The sequence below is a fragment of the Frankia sp. Mgl5 genome (genome assembly GCF_023242985.1).
Lineage (GTDB): Bacteria > Actinomycetota > Actinomycetes > Frankiales > Frankiaceae > Parafrankia > Parafrankia soli.
Window position 1 is genome coordinate 15915 of the sequence record NZ_JALKFY010000795.1, and the last position, 18032, is coordinate 33946.

Here is an 18032-nt window from a genome sequence, read left to right on the forward strand (position 1 = left end):
GTTGTCCGGTCGTATCATCGGCGATGCTTCCGGATAGCCAGAAACGGAGCGAGAGCGGCCTGGGGGGTCGAAACATGGTCGGAACGCATCCGTTGGCCGTGCTGGCGGCGAATCTCGCGGAACCCGACCCGACAATCGTGGGGCGGTTCTCTCGGATCGTCACAGCGCGTGCCAACGACATTGCGGTACGCGATGAGAAAGCTGTACTGAGCTATGCCGAGCTGGACTCGCGTTCATCCGCGCTGGCTCGTTCGCTTGTCGTCGAGGGGGACGGCGGCAACATCGGGATCCTGCTGGGGCAGGGAGCGCCCGCGATCGTCGCGATGCTGGGCGCGCTGAAGGCCGGGCGGCCGTTCGTGCCGCTCGACCCGATGCTCCCCGCGGCGCGGCTGGGGCAGATCCTGCGGCTGGCGGGGGTCGCCACCTGCGTTACCGACAGCACGCACACCGAGCTGCTCGCCGCCGCCCGGCTGGAAGCGGCCGACACCGGTCCCACGCCTGGTCCCGAGCCCGGAACAGTGTCGGGCTCGGAGCACACCCTGATCATTGACGACGGGCCGCCGGTCGGTACCGCCGAGATCGACGACGACCTGCTGCCGGGCCGTCGGGCGCTGCCCACCGACCCAGCCTTCCTGGTGTTCAGCTCCGGCTCCACCGGCGTCCCGAAGGGCGTCGTCTGGCGGAACCGAACCGTGATGAAGGACCTGGACGCGGGCATCGAGCGGGTCGGGATGAACGCCGCCGACCAGATCGCCCTCGTGCTGCCGACCGCGTTCGCCGCCGGCATCACGGTCATGTTCTGGGGGCTGCTCTGCGGCGCCACGCTGCACCCGTTCGACCCGCGGACCCGCGGGATCGGCGCGATGCCCGCCTGGCTCGTCGAGCGCAACATCACCACGCTGCACCTGACCCCGTCGCTGATGCGCGCGCTGGCCGGTGCCGCCGAGCCCGGGCTGATCCTGGGCGACCTGCGCGCGGTCACAAGCTCCGGTGAGGCCGTGTACGGCCGGGATGTCGCCGCTCTGCGCGAGCTGCTGCCTACAACGTGCACGTTCTACAACTGGTCCGGCTCGACCGAGACCGCCTCGCTCGCCTTCTTCCCGGTCGGATCCGGCGACGAGATTCCGGCCGGTCCGCTGCCGGCGGGGTGGGCCGTCGACGGCAAGGACATCGAGATCGTCGACGAGCACGGCAAACCCGTACCGGATGGTGCCACCGGCGAAATATCAGTAACGTCAAGGTACCTTTCCGGAGGCTACTGGAACGCCCCCGAGATGACGGCGCAGCGATTTCGGCCGGTTCGCCTGAGTGTCGATTCTCCGTTGGACGGCCTGCGGGATTCCGGTGCGCTGGTTTCCGGTGACGAAGCCCTGGCGGGCCCGGCGAGCCCGGCGGACTCCGCGGGCCCGGACCACGACCTGCCCGTCTCCGGCGTCACCGTCACCGGTGAGATCGTCCTCGGCGACCTAGGGTCCCACGAGGTCGTGTACCGCGGCGGGGATCTGGCCCGGCGACGCCCGGACGGGTGCATCGAACTACTCGGCCGCGCCGACGCCGCGGTGAAGATCCGTGGTTACCTGGTCGAGCCCGCCGAGATCGAGACCGTCCTGCTCACCTCGCCGGACGTCCTCGAGGCCGTTGTCGTCGCCGAGCGCGTCGAGGGCGAGCCTCCGCGGCTGGTCGCCTACGTCGTGTGCGCCACCGCGGTGAAGTCGGCGACCGTGGCGATCCGCGGCCTGCTGCGGGAGAAGCTGCCCGCCTACATGGTTCCCTCCTCGGTGATCCTGCTCAACGAGCTGCCCCGCAACGAGCGCGGCAAGATCGACCGGCCCGCGCTGCCGGCGCCGCCGCCCCGGCCGCCCGCCCGCCGTCCCACCGGGCGCAGCCACTGGGAGTTCGCGCTGTGCGACCTGTTCGCGCAGATCCTGAAGGTCGATGAGGTCGGCGTCGACGACGACTTCCTCGAACTCGGCGGGGACTCGCTGCTCGCCCAGCAGCTCCTCAGCGAGATCGCCACCCGTCTCGGCGTGACCCTGCCGACCTCGGTGCTGGTGGAGGCGCCGACCGTCGCCGCCCTCGCGGCCCGGGTGGCAGGTTCCCAGCGGGGCATCCCGACCCATCCGACCTGCGTGCCGCTCAACGTCGACGGCTCGCGTCCGCCGCTGTTCTGCGTCGCCGGCGCGGGCGGGCTCGCCATCAACTTCCTCGGGCTCTCCCGCCTGCTCGGCTCCGACCAGCGGGTCTACGGCCTGCAGGCGCAGGGAATGGAAAGCCGGGCGCTGCCCGACTGGAGCGTCGAGCGCCACGCTCGGCGCCACCTGGCCGTGCTCCGTGTGATCCAGCCGACCGGCCCTTACTATCTGGCCGGCTTCTCGTTCGGCGGGCTGGTCGCCCTGGAGATGGCGCACATGCTCGTCGCCGCCGGCGAGGAGGTGGGGATGCTGCTGCTGCTCGACACCACGCTGCCGCGCTCGGCTCAGTCCGCCGGCGGCGCGCGTCCCAGCGGCGACCCCGGTGGCGGGGGACGCATCACCCGGCTGCTGCCGGACCGGCTCCCGCTGCCGAACGCATCCAAGCTACGCAAGGCGGCACGCCTGCCGCTGACCGGGCTCGTCCGCTACCCCGGGCTCGTCCAGTTCGACGTGTTCTTCGACCAGGCCCGGTTCATCACCCAGTCGTACCGGGTCCGGCCGTACGCCGGGCGGACCGTCCTCTACCTCGCCGAGGACAATCCCAAGTCCGGTCGGGACGAGTGGCCCACGCACCTGACCGGTGACTCCACCATCGTCACCGTCCCCGGCGAGCACCACACGATGCTCAACGAGCCGAACGTCTCGGTGCTCGCCGCGGACATGCGTGCCCGCCTCGGAGAGTCGATGCAGCTCTAGCCCGGATGACCGGACCGGGGACGGGCCGTACGGTTCGCGCGGGGGGCGGCATAGTCTCTCTCGGCGTGATGCCTGAGTCCGTGTCCGGTCCGTGTCTGTCGGGCGGGCCGGTGGACGTCCCGTCGACCAGGGTGACGCGCCTGCACGCCCGGGTGGTGGCGAAGCTCACCGGCGTCGACGAGTCCGCCCGCAGCCTGCGCTTCTTCGCCGACCAGGGCCGGGTGATCACTACCCTGGTCGGCCTGTCGGTCATCGGCTCGGTCGCGGTCGCAGCCGGCCCGTTCCTGCTGCGCCACCTCATCGACGACTCCCTGCCGACCGGACAGGTCGGCGACCTCGTCGTCCCGGTGCTCCTCCTGTGCGCGCTGCTGGTGTTCGAGTCGGCAGTGCTCGCCACCCGGATGGCGCTCATCGCCCGGCTCGGCGCCGTGATCACGGTGCGGACCCGGCAGGCCGTCAACGCCCACCTGCAACGCCTGCCGTTCGGCTTTTTCCCTCGCAGCCAGCAGGGCGAGGTGATGACGGTGATGTCCACCGACGTCATCACCGCCCAGTACGCGGTCTCCGCGGTCGTCCAGGCGGTGATCTGCCGGGTCGCTGACATCGCCGTCGGCACCGCCGTCGTCTTCGTGCTGGACTGGCGGCTCAGCCTGGCGGTCATGGTCTTCGCCCCCGCCACACTGCTGATCATGAAGTCCGGTCGCCGCCGCCTCGCCGGCATCTCCCACCGCCAACGAGAGCTGGACGGCCAGCTCATGGCTCAGGTGGCGGACACCTCCTCGGTCTCGGGCGCGCTGCACGTCCGGCTGTTCGACCGGGCGGACCATGAATGCGAACGCTTCGACGCCGCCGCCGCCGAGCTGCTCGCCGCCAGCCGTGAGCAGGCCCGGCTGACCTCGCGTGTCCGCCTCGTCGTCAACCTCGGCATCGTCATGACGATGACGGTGGTCGTTACCCTCGGCGCCTGGCTGGTCTCCACGGGACACACCTCGCTCGGGACGGTCGCCGCGCTCGGCGGCGCACTCCTGGTCTCCTTCGGCCCGCTCGCCTCCGCCGTCGAGCTCCGCTCCGAGCTCTCCAGCGCCGGCGCGTCGTTCCGCCGGATCTTCGCCCTGCTCGACCTCCCAGTGGCCGCGGCCCACCCGGTGGCCACAGCCCGCCAAGTCGACCCTGCACGCCCGCCGCTCCAGCAGCGCCCGCCGGCCCAGCTGCGCCCGGTGGACCGACAGCCTGCGACGGTCGAGCACCGTCCGCGGGTCCCCGTCGCCTCGGCGCCGGACCTCACCCTTGACGACGTCTGGTTCTCCTACGACATCGCCACCTCCGACCCACGCCTCACCGCCCCGGATCGCGACGACGCGGCGTGGAACCTGCGCGGTGTCACCCTGCGGGTTGCTCCGGGGGCGACGACCGCGGTCGTCGGGGCGAGCGGCGCCGGCAAGACGACCATCACCTACATCGCCAGCGGCATCCACCGCCCCCAGCACGGCACCATCCGGCTCGGCGGCGTGGCCTTGGACGACATTCCGTCATCCGAGCTACATGCGCTGATCGGGGTCGTTCCCCAGGACCCGCACCTGTTCCACGACACCATCGCGGCGAACCTGCGCTACGGACGGCTCGACGCCACTGACGACGAGTTGCGCGAGGCGCTCGACGCCGCCAACCTCTCGGCGCTGCTCAACCAGCTGCCGGACGGGCTGCACACCCGTGTCGGCGCTCGCGGCTACCGGCTTTCCGGCGGCGAGCGCCAACGGCTCGCCATCGCCCGGGTCCTGCTGCAGTCGCCCCAGGTGCTGATCCTGGACGAGGCCACCTCAGCGCTGGACACCGTCTCCGAGGCGGCCGTCCGCGCCGCGCTCGACCGGCTCTCGGTCGGCCGGACCTGCCTGGTCATCGCGCACCGGCTCTCCACCGTGATCGATGCCGACCGCATCTACGTTATGGACCACGGCCGGGTGGTCGAGGACGGCACCCACGGCGAGCTGCTCGCCGATGATGGCGCCTACGCCCGCCTGTACCGCCCGGTCACGGTGGGCTGAGCCCGCCGTCCCGCGCGCGGGATCCAGCCGGTCGGGCACGCACGTGCAGGCGTTCCCCCTGCGGCCCGAACAGGCTGATGGCCTCCACCGCCTCCGGGCTCGGATTGCTGAATGCATGCGGGACGTGCGTGTCGAACTCGGCGACCTCGCCGGCGGTCAGGACGACCTCCCGCTCACCCAGGAACAGGTGCAGCCGGCCGGACAACACGTAGATCCATTCGTAGCCCTCGTGTGTCTGCAGTTCCCTCGTGCAGGCCGGCCACCCGGGCGGGAAGATCATCTTGAATGATCGCAGCCCGCCCGGACGTCTCGTCAGCGGTACGACGGTCATCCCGTCGCGCTCGAACGGCCGCGGGAGCACCCGTGGATCGCTTGTCGGCGGTGTGCCGACGAGCTCGTCAAGCGGGACCTGGTAGGCCTTAGCGAGGGGCAGTAGCAGCTCCAGTGTCAGCCGGCGCTGCCCGGACTCCAACCGCGACAGCGTGCTGACCGAGATCCCGGTGACCCGGGAGAGCGCGGGAAGAGTTGTCCCGTTCTGCTTGCGCAGCGCGCGCAGCCGGGGCCCGACCGCGGCAAGCACGGCCTCGATACCCTGTTCGGTTCCCACAGTCACCCCACCATGCTCGCCTTACAGTTGCTGTTCTGGCAATGATGTTTGTCAAACACACTCCCGGATGTGGAAGGTTCGGGCTCGGAACACTCCTCAGTCGAAGGGCGGTATCCGGATGAAGCAGATCTACGACGTGGTGGTCGTCGGTGGTGGGCCCACCGGTCTGAGTGGCGCCCTCACCCTGGCCGGGGCACGCCGGACCCTCCTGGTGGTCGACGCGGGCGAGCTCCGCAACGCCCAGCACGGGCGTGCACAACTACCTGGGCCGCGAAGGCGTCCCCCCGAGTGAGCTCCTGGCAACCGGACGGGCCGAGGTCATCGGCTACGGCGGTGAGATCGTCACCGCCACGGCCACCTCTCTCGATCGCCTCCCGTCAACACCGACCGTCGTTGACGGACCCGGAGTACCGCCCCAGTTCCGTGTCGAGCTTGACGATGGCCGCGTCACTACAGCCCACCGGCCGCTCGTGACCACCGGTCTGGTGGACGAGCTGCCGGACATACCCGGACTCGCCGCCCTGTGGGGGCACGCCGTCCTGCACTGCCCGTACTGCCACGGATGGGAGGTCCGTGACCAGCCGATCGGCGTTCTCGGCGGCTTACCGATGGCGGTATACACAGGTGCAGTCGGACCCCACCGGCGCGACCCAGGCCGCCGGGGTGTGGATCGCGGGAAACGGGGCAGACGTGGTGGCCTCAGTGATCACGGCGTCCGCCGCCGGCGTGAAGGCCGCCGCCCTCAACGCGGACCTGATCGCCGAAGAGACTCGCCTCGCGGTGGCGGCACGACGGACGGGCTACGTTCCGAGCGGCTGACCTGCCTAAACGGCTTACCCGCCTTCAACGGAGTGCTTTGGCCAACCTGGTCACCCCCTCCGCGATCTCCGCCGGGCTGTGCGTCGTGAAGGACAACCGCAGCGTCGCGGCATCCGCCGGCCCGGCGTAGAACGGTGCTCCGGGAACGTAGGCCACCTGTCTCCTGACCGCAGCCGAGAGGAGCGCCGTGGCGTCATAGCCATCGGGCAGCCGCGCCCAGACAAACATCCCGCCCTCCGGCCGGTTCCACGTGCTGCCCGCCGGCAGCCCCCGGGGAAGCCCGGCCAGGAGCGCGTCACGCCTCGGCCGATAGGCCGCGCAGACCCTGGCGATGTGCGCGTCGAGGTCGCTGTCGATCAGATACCGGGCCGCGGCCGCCTGGTCGATCGTTGAGGTGTGCAGGTCCGCGGCCTGCTTGGCGATCACGCAGGCGCGGCGTAGTACTTCCGGTGCCCGCAACCACCCGAGGCGCATCCCCGGTGCCATCGTCTTCGAGAAGCTTCCCAGCAGGATGGTGCGGTCCGCCGCGTCCTCGATCGACGCGATCCATGGCACGGCGGCACCCTCGAACCGCAGCTCGCCGTACGGGTCGTCTTCGATGATCCAGAATCCGCGCTCGGCGGCGACCCGGGCAATCGCGGACCGGCGCTCCGCGGGGACCGTCCGACCAGTCGGGTTCTGGAAGTTCGGGACAAGATAGATCAGCTTTGGCTTCTCGCGGGCCGCGACCTCCGCGAGCGCGTCGGGAACGATGCCATGCTCGTCGGTGGTGACCGGGTAGACCCGTGCGCCGGCGTAGCCGAACGACTGCAGCACAGCCAGGTAGGTCGGATCCTCCACGACAACGGCGTCCCCGGGTTCGAGAAGCGCGGTGATGAGGAGGGTCAACGCCTGCTGCGAGCCGGTCGTGATCAGAAGATCGTCGGAATGAGTGGGTAGGCCCCGGCCAGCCAACCGTGCGGCGATCGTCTCGCGCAGCAACGGGCTGCCCTCGGTCGACGAGTACTGCAATACCCGGCGCGGATCCTCACTCAGCACTCGGTCGTAGGCAGCCCGGATGCCCTCCGCGTCGAAGAACTCCGGCGCAGGCAGGCCGCCGGCAAAGGAGATCACTTCTGGTCGTTCCGTCAACGCGAGAATCTCACGTACCGGAGAGGTCTGGACGGATCCGACTCGGCTCGCGAGCTCCGGCGGCGCGGTTGTGTTCCTCACGTTGGTTGACTCCCTCGATTTCTCTGCCGCCCGGTTCCCTCCGGCGCAGGTCCCGCCCCGATCCTGCCTGACGCCAAGCAGATGACTCACGCCGGGCCACGTCAGGCCTTGTCTGGGATGGCATCTGCCAGTCGGGATCCTTTCCCGCCCCGGTCGGCGTTTTCGGACGGGACCGCGTGTACCCGGGATCTTCCCTCAAGTGCTCGGCGTGCCGATTCTTGGTCGTAGTCCCGGGTGAGACATCGACTTCGAGATATGTGTCAGGGGTGGTGACACTGGTTCGCCCGAGTGGGCTGGTCCACACGAAGGTTCCTTCCTGAGGTTGTGTGACCTGCCAGTGGCCACGATGTTTCATCCGGTGGTGTCGACGGCACAGCGGACCGAGATTCTTGGTCAGAGTCCGTCCATCCTCGGAGAAGGAGATGGTGTGATCGGTATCCGTGCGTCGTGATGGCCGGGTGCAGCCTGTGAATACACAGGTCCGGTTGCGGGCGCGAACATGGCGGACCTGTGCGGCGCTTGGTAGACGCCGGTCGGCGACCTCGATCAGATGTCCTTGTGGATCGGTCAGAATGCGCCGCCAGGTTGAGCCCGGCCGTTTGGCCATCTCCCGGGCTATTCGTGCGGGGATCGGGCCGTACCCCGGAATCTCGCCGGGGTCGTCGGACAGGCCCATCAGGGTCGTCGCGGGTACGACGACTTGAATGTCGCACGGCATCGGCGTGGCGTGGCTGCCTCGGCCCGTGAGCAGATCGACCAGCACGTCGGCACGAATCTGGGCGTGGGTCCGGTCGTCACCGTCGGATCTGTTGGCACTGATGGAACGGGCAGCCTGATCGATCCGCTGGTAGCAGGCCTCGGCGTCCTCCGTGGGAAGGACGGCTGTGAGCGCGCTTGTCCCGTCCTCGTCGGGAGAGATCCACACCCGTCGGTCCTTGCGTCGGGTCTCCGCGCGGTCTGCCGCGCCTTCGGGGTCGATCCTGGCTACGGCGCGCCTGCAGGCATCGGTGAAGGCGCGCCGGTTCGGTCGTGCTCCTCCGGCGAGCACGTGTGCTTCGACTCTGGCTGCGGTGCGGTCGTCGAGCGGGTGGACGGCTTTCTCCAGTGACTGCAGTCGTTGGAGATCCAGGACTCCCGCCCTGAGTGCGTCGACTGCGTTCGGAAGGCGCCGGGTGACGGTGCAGGCGAACGTCAGTTGGGCGGAGGCCGACTGGGGCGAGACCGCCATCGCGGTGGCTATCTCTTCGGGCGCGAACTCGTCGGAGACGAGTGATTGCTCGGCGCTTGGCGGGAGCCGGAGGGTCGCGAACTGAGCCAGCAGGGTCAGCAGATCCGCGTGGCCGGCCGCGATCGTGCGGACGACGCGAGAGATCTCCCTGAAGAGATCGTCGGCTTTCGTGTCGAGCGCCTCGCGGGTGCGGGTGTCGCCGCTGGTTGCCCACGAGTCCTCTCCTGGGCTGGTCGAGTGCGTCGGGGGACTCCCGACCACGGTGGCGGTCTCATCCCCCGGTGTGGGTCGGCCGTCTGATCCGGTGGATGTGGCGGCGGATCCGATCTTGGCGTCGGGCGCGTTGGTGGCGGTGCGTTGCCCGCGTGGCGACGTGCCACGCCTCGAGCCGGGAGGGGAGGTCATGGTGTCACCGCCTGTCCGCCAAGTCGTCGATATCGAACGTGTGTTCGACGGTATGGCTGGCGGGCGGGCAGGGCAAGAGGTTCGAGAGAAGGACTACGTCCGGTTCACAAATCATCCGTATCGATGAGGCAATTTTATGTGGTGGAACTAGTGGTCCCGCCGAATTTCTTCGGGTCTTGACTGTGATGTCGATCGTGCTACTGTCGAGGTGTCTCGGGTTTTCCGGGAGTGGAACATCGGTACATTGATTTTAGAATAGTGAGCGATTTTCGAAGATGGCTGGAGTTGACCTTCTCTGGTTCACCGATGGGCGCCCATCGGAAAGCCTTGCGTACATCGTCGGGTGCGCGGGCGACGTCACACTCGATGGATTCTTGTCCCTGTCGGAAATGTGTCCAGTCCTCGTCGTGAACCGGGATCGCGACGCGGGGGCGCATCTGACCGCAGAGGCGACAGCATTGTGTCCGGTCGCGGTGTATCGGACGGGGCCGGTGAGCGGGAACCGGACTCCGCCCAGATGCAGGAAAGCGGTGTCGACCGTCAACCGTCGCCGACCTCGCGTACGGCGCGGTAGAGGCCAGTCTCCCCTGAAATCCACAGCACCCCGTTTTTCTGGCCGGCCCAGCGCAGCACGAAGCCGATGGCATGGCCGACGACTGGACGGATCAGTGGCGGTCCATGGCGGCACGGTATTGCGGTGACCTCAATGGGAGATCGGTCCGGGGTGGTAGGCGCCACATCGGTCTCGGATACCAGGGTGCCGGGCTCCAGTTCGGTGAGAACCGTGGTGGTTCAGGGGGCAACTCCCCAAACGCAGCCCCCGACGCGTCTCGCGCCGGGAACGTGGCGATGACGGTTTGGTGCGTGCCAACAGGCTGCGGCCCGCATCGTCGAGGTTGTCGCCGTGGTGGTCTGAGTGAGCAGCGCGGCGCCGATCGGCCCGAGGTCGTCGGGTCTGATTGTGGGGCCGGTGACTTTAGTCGACGAGGTTCGTCGGGCTTTCGACCTGCTCCGAGTGCTGTGCCGTTCGCCTGTTCTGGCCTACACTGGTCCAATGAGTGAGACTGCAATCTCATATGGTGAGATGATCTGGGATCCGGAGACCTACGACGCGCAGCGTCGCCGGCTGGTTCCGTTCTTCGATCTGCTCTACGGCGCGGTCGGGGATCTGGTGGCTGAACTGGGTGGGGCGCAACCGGTGGTGCTGGATCTGGGCGCGGGAACCGGCCTGTTGTCTGCGGCGGTGATCGGGGTCGTGCCCGGTGTCAGGTTGCATCTGATGGACGGGTCGGGCCCGATGATCGACCGCGCGATGTCTCGGCTCCGGGCTCATGTGGTGGGTGTGACGGTCGCCGACCTCACCGACCCGCTGCCGGTGGGTCCCTTCGCCGCGGTCGTCTCGGCGCTGGCGATCCACCATCTGGACGACGAGGCCAAGCGGAACCTGTTCCGGCGTGTCCGTTCGGTACTTGTTCCCGGTGGTCTGTTCGTGAATCTGGAACAGATCGTTGGGCCTGATGAGGAGACCACCGAGAGGTACGAGCGGATGCACGAGCGATGGGCCCGTGGCGCGGGTTCGGACGACGAGGAATGGGCGGGGGCGCTCGCGCGCATGGCCCACGATCGGTGCGCTCCGCTCGACGACCAACTCGGGTGGCTGCGGCAGGCGGGCTTCGGTTCCGTCGACTGCGCGGTCAAGGCCTGGCGGTTTGCCGTGTACTCGGGGCGGGCTAGGTAGGCCTCTGGAGCCGTGAGCGGGCCGCCCGTGGCCGGGTCCGTGTGCAGTGCCTGGGCGGGTGGTGGTGGCTGTGCCTGGGCGGTGGCCGTGGGCGTGGTCGCGTCGCCGGTCCGGGTTCTGGCCCTGGCTCCGGTCACGCCCGTATTCGTATCCGCATCGCGTTCCGGTCGCGTTCGGCGGATCGGCTGGCGCCGACTGTGTCAGGCCATGCAGTGTCGGACCTGCGCGTCGAACGGGGCCCGACCGGGGTGCTTAGGGGGCCGGGAACTGTCCCCGGGCCACGGTCGGGCAGCCGTTCGGAGCGGTCGGTGAGTGATCGGTTCAGGGTGGTTGCGGCGGGAATCAGGTTCGGTTCTCCCTGTGTCTGCAAGGGTGATCCTCCGTCCTCACTGGAATGTCTGCGGGGAATTCCCTGGAACGCCCAGGCAAAGTTCTACAGCCATGTAGAGGTAAATTCCCCTCACGTGAGGGTGCTGTTGTGTCTATCGTGGCCGCATGCCGTGGCCGCATTAGGTGGTTGCGGCGGGCGGACTGCTGGTAGGTGGGGCGTCGGTACTACTATGGGCCGCCCGGAGTTACCTGGCCTGCTGGTCGCCTGGAGTTGTGCATGCGGATCGCTTTCCTATGCGAGCAGTACCCACCGATCATCTGGGATGGCGCTGGCGTCTACACGCACGACATCGCTCACGCACTGGTTCGGCGCGGCCATGAGGTTCATGTGCTGTGCACCCAGGGCCGCCGTATCCGCGACGACGTGTTCGACGGCGTTCACGTTCACCGCCGCCCGCTGTTGCGTGCGCCTGTCACTCGATACCTGGGGCCGGCCGCGAAGCTGATCACCGGCCGGGATCATCCGCGTGACTCCTTGTCGCTGCGGGCCTCACTGGCGGTGTCGTACGGCTTCTGGCTTCGGCAGAGCGGGATCAACCCGGACGTCATCGAGACACAGGACGGCGAGACACGGGGCCTGTTCACGGCTCTCGGTCGGCGTACGCCGCTGGTGATCCACCTGCACACTCCGACGATGATGGACGTCCGTCTGCGGGATCCCGAGCTGAGCCGCAAGGGGGAGCTTGCCGACCGCATCGACCGCTTCTCGGCACTGCGAGCGGACGCGCGGACTTCCCCGTCCCAGCTCCTCGTCGACACGCTGCACGAGCTCGACTGGCTGCGACCGGACACCGACGTTGACGTCATCCCGTACCCGTTCGACAACGTGCCGTTCACGAGCGTCCCCACAGCAGAGCACACCGGACCGAACCTGGTCGTGGTCGGCCGGCTGGAGTGGCGCAAAGGGCTGGACGTGCTCGTCGAGGCCGCGTCCCGGCTACTGGCGCGGGGAGTCGAGGTCAAGCTGATCTTCGTCGGGCAGTCGTCCGGCCGGATCGAAGGCGTCGAGACCGAGGCATGGCTCGCGCGGAAGGCCGCCGAGCTGGGCGTTCCGGTCCGGTTCGAGGGGCATGTCTCCCGCACGGAGCTTCCGGCGCTCTACGGTGAGGGCCGGGCGGTCGTCGTGCCGAGCCGGTTCGAGAGCTTCTCCATCGCGGGCCTTGAGGGGATGGCCGCCGCTCGCCCGGTGGTCGCCACAGCGACGACCGGCGTCTCGACCTGGGTCGACCGCTGGAAGGGCGGCGCCGTCGTGCCACCGGAGGACCCGGAGGCGATGGCGGACGCTCTCGAGCCGTTCCTGACCGACCAGGACCACGCGGCCGTCGTCGGCCTGCGCGGTCGGATGGGCACCGCTGAGCTGGATCCGGCGCGCATCGCCGAGCGCCGCGAGGAGGTCTACCTCAAGGCGATCGCGCGCCATGAGGTCCGCCGGCCCGAGAGGCAGCGGGGATAGGCCACCGCCGACATCGGTGGTGGGTGTTCTTTCGTCGGTATTCGTTGAGCTGCCAGTGCTGGGGGTTTTCGGCTATGCGTGTCGTCGTCGCGGGAGGCGCGGGCTTCCTGGGAAGCCATCTCTGTGATCGGCTGCTCCTGGATGGTGAGGAGGTTGTGTGCATCGACAACTTTCTCACCGGGCGGAAGAGCAATGTCGAGCATCTACTCGACCGGCCAGGATTCGAGCTCCTCGAGCAGGACGTCGCCGAGCGGGTCGAGGTGGCCGGGGCGGTCGGCGCCGTCCTGGAGTTCGCGTCACCGGCGTCGCCTCTCGACTACGCCCGGTATCCGATTGAGACCCTGAAGGCAGGCGCGCACGGCACGCTCAACACGCTCGACCTCGCCCGGGCGAAGGGCGCCCGCTTCCTGCTGGCGTCGACCTCCGAGGTCTACGGGGACCCGCTGGTGCACCCGCAGGAGGAGTCGTACTGGGGGCACGTCAACCCGATCGGCCCGCGCAGCATGTACGACGAGGCCAAGCGTTTCGCCGAGGCGCTGACCACCGCCTACCGCAACCGGCACGGGCTCGACACGGCGATCATCCGGATCTTCAACACCTACGGGCCGCGGATGCGCACCGACGACGGCCGGGCGATTCCCGCGTTCGTCTCCCAGGCCCTGCGCGGTGAGCCGGTGACCGTCGCCGGCGACGGGATGCAGACCCGCTCGGTCTGCTACGTGGACGACCTCGTCGAGGGCATCGTGCGGATGCTGCGCAGCGGCCTGCCCGGCCCGGTGAACCTCGGCAACCCGCACGAGATGACGATCATCGACACCGCGCGCCTGGTGGTCGAGCTGATCGGCTCCGACGCGCCGATCACGTTCGTGCCGCGGCCCGGCGACGACCCGATGGTCCGCCGGCCGGACATCACCCTCGCCCGTCAGCAACTCGGCTGGGAGCCGGTCGTCGACGTGCGCGACGGGCTGGTCCGGACCATCGAGTGGTTCGCGAGCGAGCTCGCCACCGAGTCGGCGGGCCGGACCGGCGCGTAGCCCGGGTCTGGCCCGGGTCAGACCCAGGTCAGACCTGGGGGAGGACCTCGGCGGCGAGCAACGCCACGTGGTCGAGGTCGTCCAGGTCGAGGACCTGAAGGTACACCCGGCTCGCTCCGGCGCCGTCCGGGCCGTAGACGGCGAGCTTCTCGATCACCTCGGCCGGGGTGCCGGCCAGGCTGTTCTCACGCAGCTCGTCGAGGTCACGCCCGATCCGCTCGGCGCGGTGCTTGAGCTCGGCGTCGTCCCGGCCGCAGCACACCACGAGCGCCACCGAGTAGACGAGATCATCCGGGTCCCGGTCGATCGCGGCGGCGGCCTTGCGGACCAGCCCGAACTGCGCCGACACCTGTGCCGGCGGGGCGAACGCGAGGTTGAACTCGGCGGCGTGGCGCGCGGCGAGCGCCGGCGTGCGCCGCGGCCCGTGACCGCCGATGATGATCGGCGGATGCGGGCGCTGGACGGGCTTGGGCAGCGCCGGACTGTCGGTCAGGGTGTAGTGGCTGCCCTGGTGGGAGAACGTCTCGCCCGCCGGGGTACGCCACAGTCCCTCGATGATCGCGAGCTGTTCGGTCAGCCGCTCGAACCGTTCGCCGACCGGTGGGAACGGGATCCCGTAGGCGGAGTGCTCCGCGGTGAACCAGCCGGCGCCGAGACCGAGCTCGACTCGCCCGCCGCTCATCTCGTCGACCTGGGCGACGGCGATGGCGAGCGGCCCGGGCAGCCGGAAAGTCGCGCTCGTCACCAGGGTGCCCAGGCGAATCGTGGACGTCTCGCGGGCGATGCCGGCCAGTGTGACCCAGGAGTCGGTCGGGCCTGGCAGCGGGCTGCCCGGCCCCATCCGCAGGTAGTGGTCGGAGCGGAAGAAGGCGTCGAATCCGCCTTCCTCGGACGCTTTGGCCATGGCTAGCTGGCGCGCGTAGGAGGCGCCCTGCTGGGGCTCGACGAATATCCGCAGATCCATGCCCTCAAGCCTGGCAAACCCCGGTTACCCCCTCGACTGCGGCCCCGCCGGGAGGTCTCGCTGGACGGGTCAGCGGGGGCGCACGGCAGCCGTCCGTTCGCCGGGCCGGGCGAGCTCGCCCGGCCCGGAGAGCTCGGTCGGGCGGGCGAACACGTCCACCGGCTCGTCCCCCTCCTTGCCGGTCGTCGGGCCCGCCTCGCCCGCGTGGGCCACCCGGGACCGCCAGTGCTCCCGGGCGCCCGCCGCGTCGCCGGCCTCGACGAGCTTGTAGAACCGGCGGTAGTAGCGGACGGCGCGCCTGCGGTCCTCGGCGGTGGCCACCCGCCCGGACGCCTCGTGGCAGCGGACGGCCACCTCGTGGAGCAGTTGCGCGAAGATGCCCAGCGACCGGTTGCCTCCGTGCTCGGCGATCGTCGCGTGCAGGGCCGCGGCGGCGTCGAGGAAGGCGGGGCCGTCGTCGGCGTCGGCCGCCGCCTCGGCGGCCTCGACGGCCGCGCGCAGCTCGGTGAGCATCTGCGGGGTTCTGGTCTGGGCGAGGGTGTGGGCCAGGGTTGGCTCGACGAGCTCCCGCGCCTGGTGGATGTCGCTCATCGTCACGCCCTCGAGCTGCAGGAGCAGGGCGAAGACCTTGGCGACGTGGTCGACGGTCGGACTGGTGACCCGCGGCCCGCCGTGCCGCCCGCGCAGGACGGTGACCAGGCCCTCTGCCTCCAGGATGCGCAGCGCCTCGCGCAGCGTCGTGCGGGCGATGCCGAAGATCTCCATGAGCTCGTCTTCGGTCGGGAAACGATCACCCGGCCGAAGTTCCCCCCTGGCGACCTGGACGCGAATGGACTCCGCGACGATCTCGGACGCCCGCGCGCTGCGCTGGGCCGCCCGCGGAACCTGGACCGCCATGGCGTCTCCCACCGGCGTCACGTCTGGGGCCATCAAGATATCAGCGTTGGCACAGGCGGCCTTCCTCGTCAGCTCGGGCTGCTGGCCCCGTCGGGTCGATCCTGGCGGCCGAATGCCACCCGTTCCAGGCCCTCCAGGTCCAGGACGATGACGCGGCGGTAGCCGACGTCGACGACCTTCATGTTTCGCAGCTCGGCGAGCGCACGGTTGACCGAGCGTTCGTCCGCGGCGACCAGGGCGGCGAGCTCGGGCTGGCTCAGGCCCACGGCGAGCTGGACACCGCGGTCGGAGGCCCGCCCCCACAGCGTCGCCAGCTCGATGAGAATGCGGGCGAGCCGGCCCCGGACCGAGCCGTCGACGTGCTCGACCCGGCGCCGGATCGAGTTGCGCAGCTTGTTCGCGACGGTCTCGGCGACCGCGAAGGCGGCCGGGGGATTCTGCTCGAGGAACGAGCGGAAGGCCGTCGCGCTCATCACCCGGCCGGCGACCGGCCCGGCGGCGGTGGCGGTTCCGGTGTGGGTGTCCTGGTCCATGGCGCTGATCTCGCCCAGGATGTCGCCCCGGGACCGGATGACGAGGAAGGCGAGCCGGTTCTCCTCTCCGTTCGCGGTGATCTTGACGAAGCCGTCGAGGATCAGGATCACCTCGCCGTACGGCTCGGCCTCCCGCATCAGCATCTCGCCGTGCAGGTAGTGGCGCACTCCTCCCAGGGAGAGAAGCTGCTGGCGCAGCGCCGGGTTCAGCCGCGCTGGCAGGCTGCCCGGCGGAAAAGGCCGGGAATCCTCAAGCAAAGGAACACCCTCCTTTCTCCGAGCAGTACTGCCCGGAACGTCCGACCTACCCATTGTGGTTCTCCGACGGCCGGCCGTCCTGTGTTAGTAGCGAGCCGGACACGCCGGTTCCCTTTTTGCGCTGGTCGGGACGTTCGGCGTCTTGGTCCCGGGTGGCCTCGCGCAGGTGCGCGCATGCGGCGGCCGCGGTGTCGCGGCGCTGTCCGAAGGTGTGAGAGCAGCGCCACCGACCCGCGCGAGGCGTTGACGTATACCCCCTAGGGGTATGTAACGTCTGGGTGAGTCTTATACCAGCCGGGGCGAAGGGACGGACGATGAACGCATTGACCCGCATCGGCGGCTTCGGTCTCGCGTTGGCCGTGCTCTTCGGTGTCTCCTATGTGGTCGGGACGACGATCGGGCCGTCCGAGGAGTCCAACGGTGCGGCCGGGACCGGCGCCCATGGCCACGAGGCCTCCGCCGCGCCGGGCGGCGCGCCGGGCGTGACCAGCGGTGATCCCACCGCGGCCGGGCTCGCGATCTCCGCGGGCGGTTACACGCTCGCGCCCGGCACGCTCACCTGGCCCGCCGGCCGCTCGCAGCCCTACACCTTCCGCGTCCTCGGCCCGGACGGCCGCCCGCTCACCGCCTTCACCCGGGTACACGACGCAGACCTGCACCTGATCGTCGTGCGGCGTGACCTCACCGGCTACCAGCACCTGCACCCCACCCGTGACGCCGCCGGCACGTGGAGCGTCCCGCTCCGACTGTCCGCGCCCGGCGTCTACCGCGTGTTCGCCGACTTCGCTCCGACGTCCACGCCGGGCGGCACCGACAGCGGCACCGACAGCGGTACCGGTACCGGTGGCACCGCGGCCGGCAGCATGGCGGACGGGGCGAGCGTTCCGGGAGTCCCGGTCGCTCCGGTCATGCCCGGCACCTCTGAGATCTCCGGCACCTCTGAGATCTCCGGGAATTCCGAGATCTTCGGGACCTCGGGTAGCTCGCCGGCCGCGTCCACGATCACGCTCGGCACGGACCTCACCGTGGGCGGCGACCTGCGCCCCGCCACGCTGCCGGCGCCGTCGCGCACCGCGACAGTGGCGGGTGGGTACACCGTGACGCTCGACGGGCAGGCCAGCCCCGACGGGATGAGCGATCTCGTCTTCTCGGTCACCCGCGCCGGACGGCCGGTCACCGATCTCGAACCGTACCTGGGCTCGCTCGGTCATCTGGTGGTGATCCGGCAGGGTGATCTCGCCTACCTGCACGTCCACCCGGGAGAGAGCGGGGGCTCCACCGGCGGCGCCGTGGCGACGCCCGGAGGTCTCGACGGCGGCATGAGCGATCCCACGGCGAGTCCCGGGAGCGGCGATCCCGCGCTGTCGTTCATGACCGAGTTCCCGTCGGCCGGTGCCTACCGCCTCTTCCTGGACTTCAAGCACGCCGGACAGGTGCGAACCGCGGAGTTCACCATGACGGTCCCGGTGGACGGGGCCACGCCCACACCCACGCCGACGCGGACGCCCACCTCCGCGCACGCGCACTGACCCTGCCCGCGCACCCGCGTCCCCTTGGGAGAACC

General features: G+C 69.7%; 12 protein-coding genes and 1 pseudogene. 7 read left to right on the forward strand and 6 right to left on the reverse strand.

Annotated features, from left to right (window positions below; all coding sequences use genetic code 11):
- Positions 1–74: 74 nt before the first annotated feature.
- Together MXD62_RS27770 and MXD62_RS27775 are read left to right on the forward strand one after the other, a co-directional pair.
- A complete protein-coding gene (locus MXD62_RS27770; RefSeq protein ID WP_248832345.1) occupies positions 75–2888 on the forward strand; it encodes an alpha/beta fold hydrolase in 2814 nt (937 codons plus the stop codon).
- 68 nt (positions 2889–2956) lie between these two features.
- Positions 2957–4930, forward strand: coding sequence for an ABC transporter ATP-binding protein (locus tag MXD62_RS27775; RefSeq protein WP_248832346.1), 1974 nt, complete (start codon positions 2957–2959; stop codon positions 4928–4930).
- Here MXD62_RS27775 and MXD62_RS27780 read toward each other — a convergent pair.
- Positions 4917–5537: an XRE family transcriptional regulator gene (locus MXD62_RS27780; protein ID WP_308301340.1), complete on the reverse strand. Its 621-nt coding sequence runs from the start codon at positions 5535–5537 to the stop codon at positions 4917–4919. The two genes, MXD62_RS27775 and MXD62_RS27780, sit on opposite strands and share 14 nt — an antisense overlap.
- A gap of 118 nt (positions 5538–5655) precedes the next feature.
- Here MXD62_RS27780 and MXD62_RS41005 point away from each other — a divergent pair.
- Positions 5656–6356 (forward strand): annotated as a pseudogene (locus tag MXD62_RS41005) (NAD(P)/FAD-dependent oxidoreductase).
- Between the two features lie 24 nt (positions 6357–6380).
- On the opposite strand, the gene MXD62_RS27795 reads toward MXD62_RS41005, so the two are convergent.
- Together MXD62_RS27795 and MXD62_RS27800 are read right to left on the reverse strand one after the other, a co-directional pair.
- A complete protein-coding gene (locus tag MXD62_RS27795) occupies positions 6381–7568 on the reverse strand; it encodes a PLP-dependent aminotransferase family protein (protein WP_368862459.1) in 1188 nt (395 codons plus the stop codon).
- The gene (locus tag MXD62_RS27800; protein WP_248832351.1) at positions 7498–9057 is read right to left on the reverse strand and encodes an HNH endonuclease signature motif containing protein; all 1560 of its coding nucleotides are present in this window, start codon (positions 9055–9057) and stop codon (positions 7498–7500) included. Before MXD62_RS27800 ends, MXD62_RS27795 begins: the two co-directional genes overlap by 71 nt.
- Before the next feature lie 1198 nt (positions 9058–10255).
- Between MXD62_RS27800 and MXD62_RS27805 the strand changes: the two genes are divergently transcribed.
- The 3 genes from MXD62_RS27805 (at position 10256) to MXD62_RS27815 (ending at position 13816) form a co-directional block, all read left to right on the forward strand.
- Positions 10256–10939 carry a class I SAM-dependent methyltransferase gene (locus MXD62_RS27805; protein ID WP_248832352.1) on the forward strand — a complete coding sequence of 228 codons (684 nt, stop codon included), beginning with the start codon at positions 10256–10258 and terminating at the stop codon, positions 10937–10939.
- Positions 10940–11546: 607 nt separating this feature from the next.
- Positions 11547–12782, forward strand: coding sequence for a glycosyltransferase family 4 protein (locus tag MXD62_RS27810; protein ID WP_248832353.1), 1236 nt, complete (start codon positions 11547–11549; stop codon positions 12780–12782).
- Positions 12783–12856: 74 nt separating this feature from the next.
- Entirely contained in the window at positions 12857–13816 is a 960-nt protein-coding gene (locus MXD62_RS27815) for a UDP-glucuronic acid decarboxylase family protein (protein WP_248832354.1), read from the forward strand.
- A gap of 28 nt (positions 13817–13844) precedes the next feature.
- Here the strand turns inward: MXD62_RS27815 and MXD62_RS27820 are convergent, their stop codons facing one another.
- The 3 genes from MXD62_RS27820 to MXD62_RS27830 all read right to left on the reverse strand — a co-directional run bounded on the left by MXD62_RS27820 (position 13845) and on the right by MXD62_RS27830 (position 16468).
- On the reverse strand, positions 13845–14780 hold the full coding sequence (locus MXD62_RS27820; protein WP_248832355.1) for an LLM class F420-dependent oxidoreductase: 936 nt from the start codon (positions 14778–14780) through the stop codon (positions 13845–13847).
- Between the two features lie 69 nt (positions 14781–14849).
- Positions 14850–15689, reverse strand: a complete 840-nt coding sequence (locus tag MXD62_RS27825; protein WP_248832356.1) for a FadR/GntR family transcriptional regulator — start codon at positions 15687–15689, stop codon at positions 14850–14852.
- Between the two features lie 56 nt (positions 15690–15745).
- Positions 15746–16468, reverse strand: coding sequence for a Crp/Fnr family transcriptional regulator (locus MXD62_RS27830; RefSeq protein ID WP_041253853.1), 723 nt, complete (start codon positions 16466–16468; stop codon positions 15746–15748).
- 314 nt (positions 16469–16782) lie between these two features.
- Between MXD62_RS27830 and MXD62_RS27835 the strand changes: the two genes are divergently transcribed.
- Positions 16783–17997: a hypothetical protein gene (locus tag MXD62_RS27835; RefSeq protein WP_248832357.1), complete on the forward strand. Its 1215-nt coding sequence runs from the start codon at positions 16783–16785 to the stop codon at positions 17995–17997.
- Positions 17998–18032 lie beyond the last annotated feature (35 nt).

Coding starts and splice junctions, on each gene's coding strand:
- MXD62_RS27770 (WP_248832345.1), top strand. CDS start 75: ATGGTCGGAACGCATCCGTTGGCCGTGCTGGCGGCGAATCTCGCGGAA.
- MXD62_RS27775 (WP_248832346.1), top strand. CDS start 2,957: ATGCCTGAGTCCGTGTCCGGTCCGTGTCTGTCGGGCGGGCCGGTGGAC.
- MXD62_RS27805 (WP_248832352.1), top strand. CDS start 10,256: ATGAGTGAGACTGCAATCTCATATGGTGAGATGATCTGGGATCCGGAG.
- MXD62_RS27810 (WP_248832353.1), top strand. CDS start 11,547: ATGCGGATCGCTTTCCTATGCGAGCAGTACCCACCGATCATCTGGGAT.
- MXD62_RS27815 (WP_248832354.1), top strand. CDS start 12,857: ATGCGTGTCGTCGTCGCGGGAGGCGCGGGCTTCCTGGGAAGCCATCTC.
- MXD62_RS27820 (WP_248832355.1), bottom strand. CDS start 14,780: ATGGATCTGCGGATATTCGTCGAGCCCCAGCAGGGCGCCTCCTACGCG.
- MXD62_RS27835 (WP_248832357.1), top strand. CDS start 16,783: ATGAACGCATTGACCCGCATCGGCGGCTTCGGTCTCGCGTTGGCCGTG.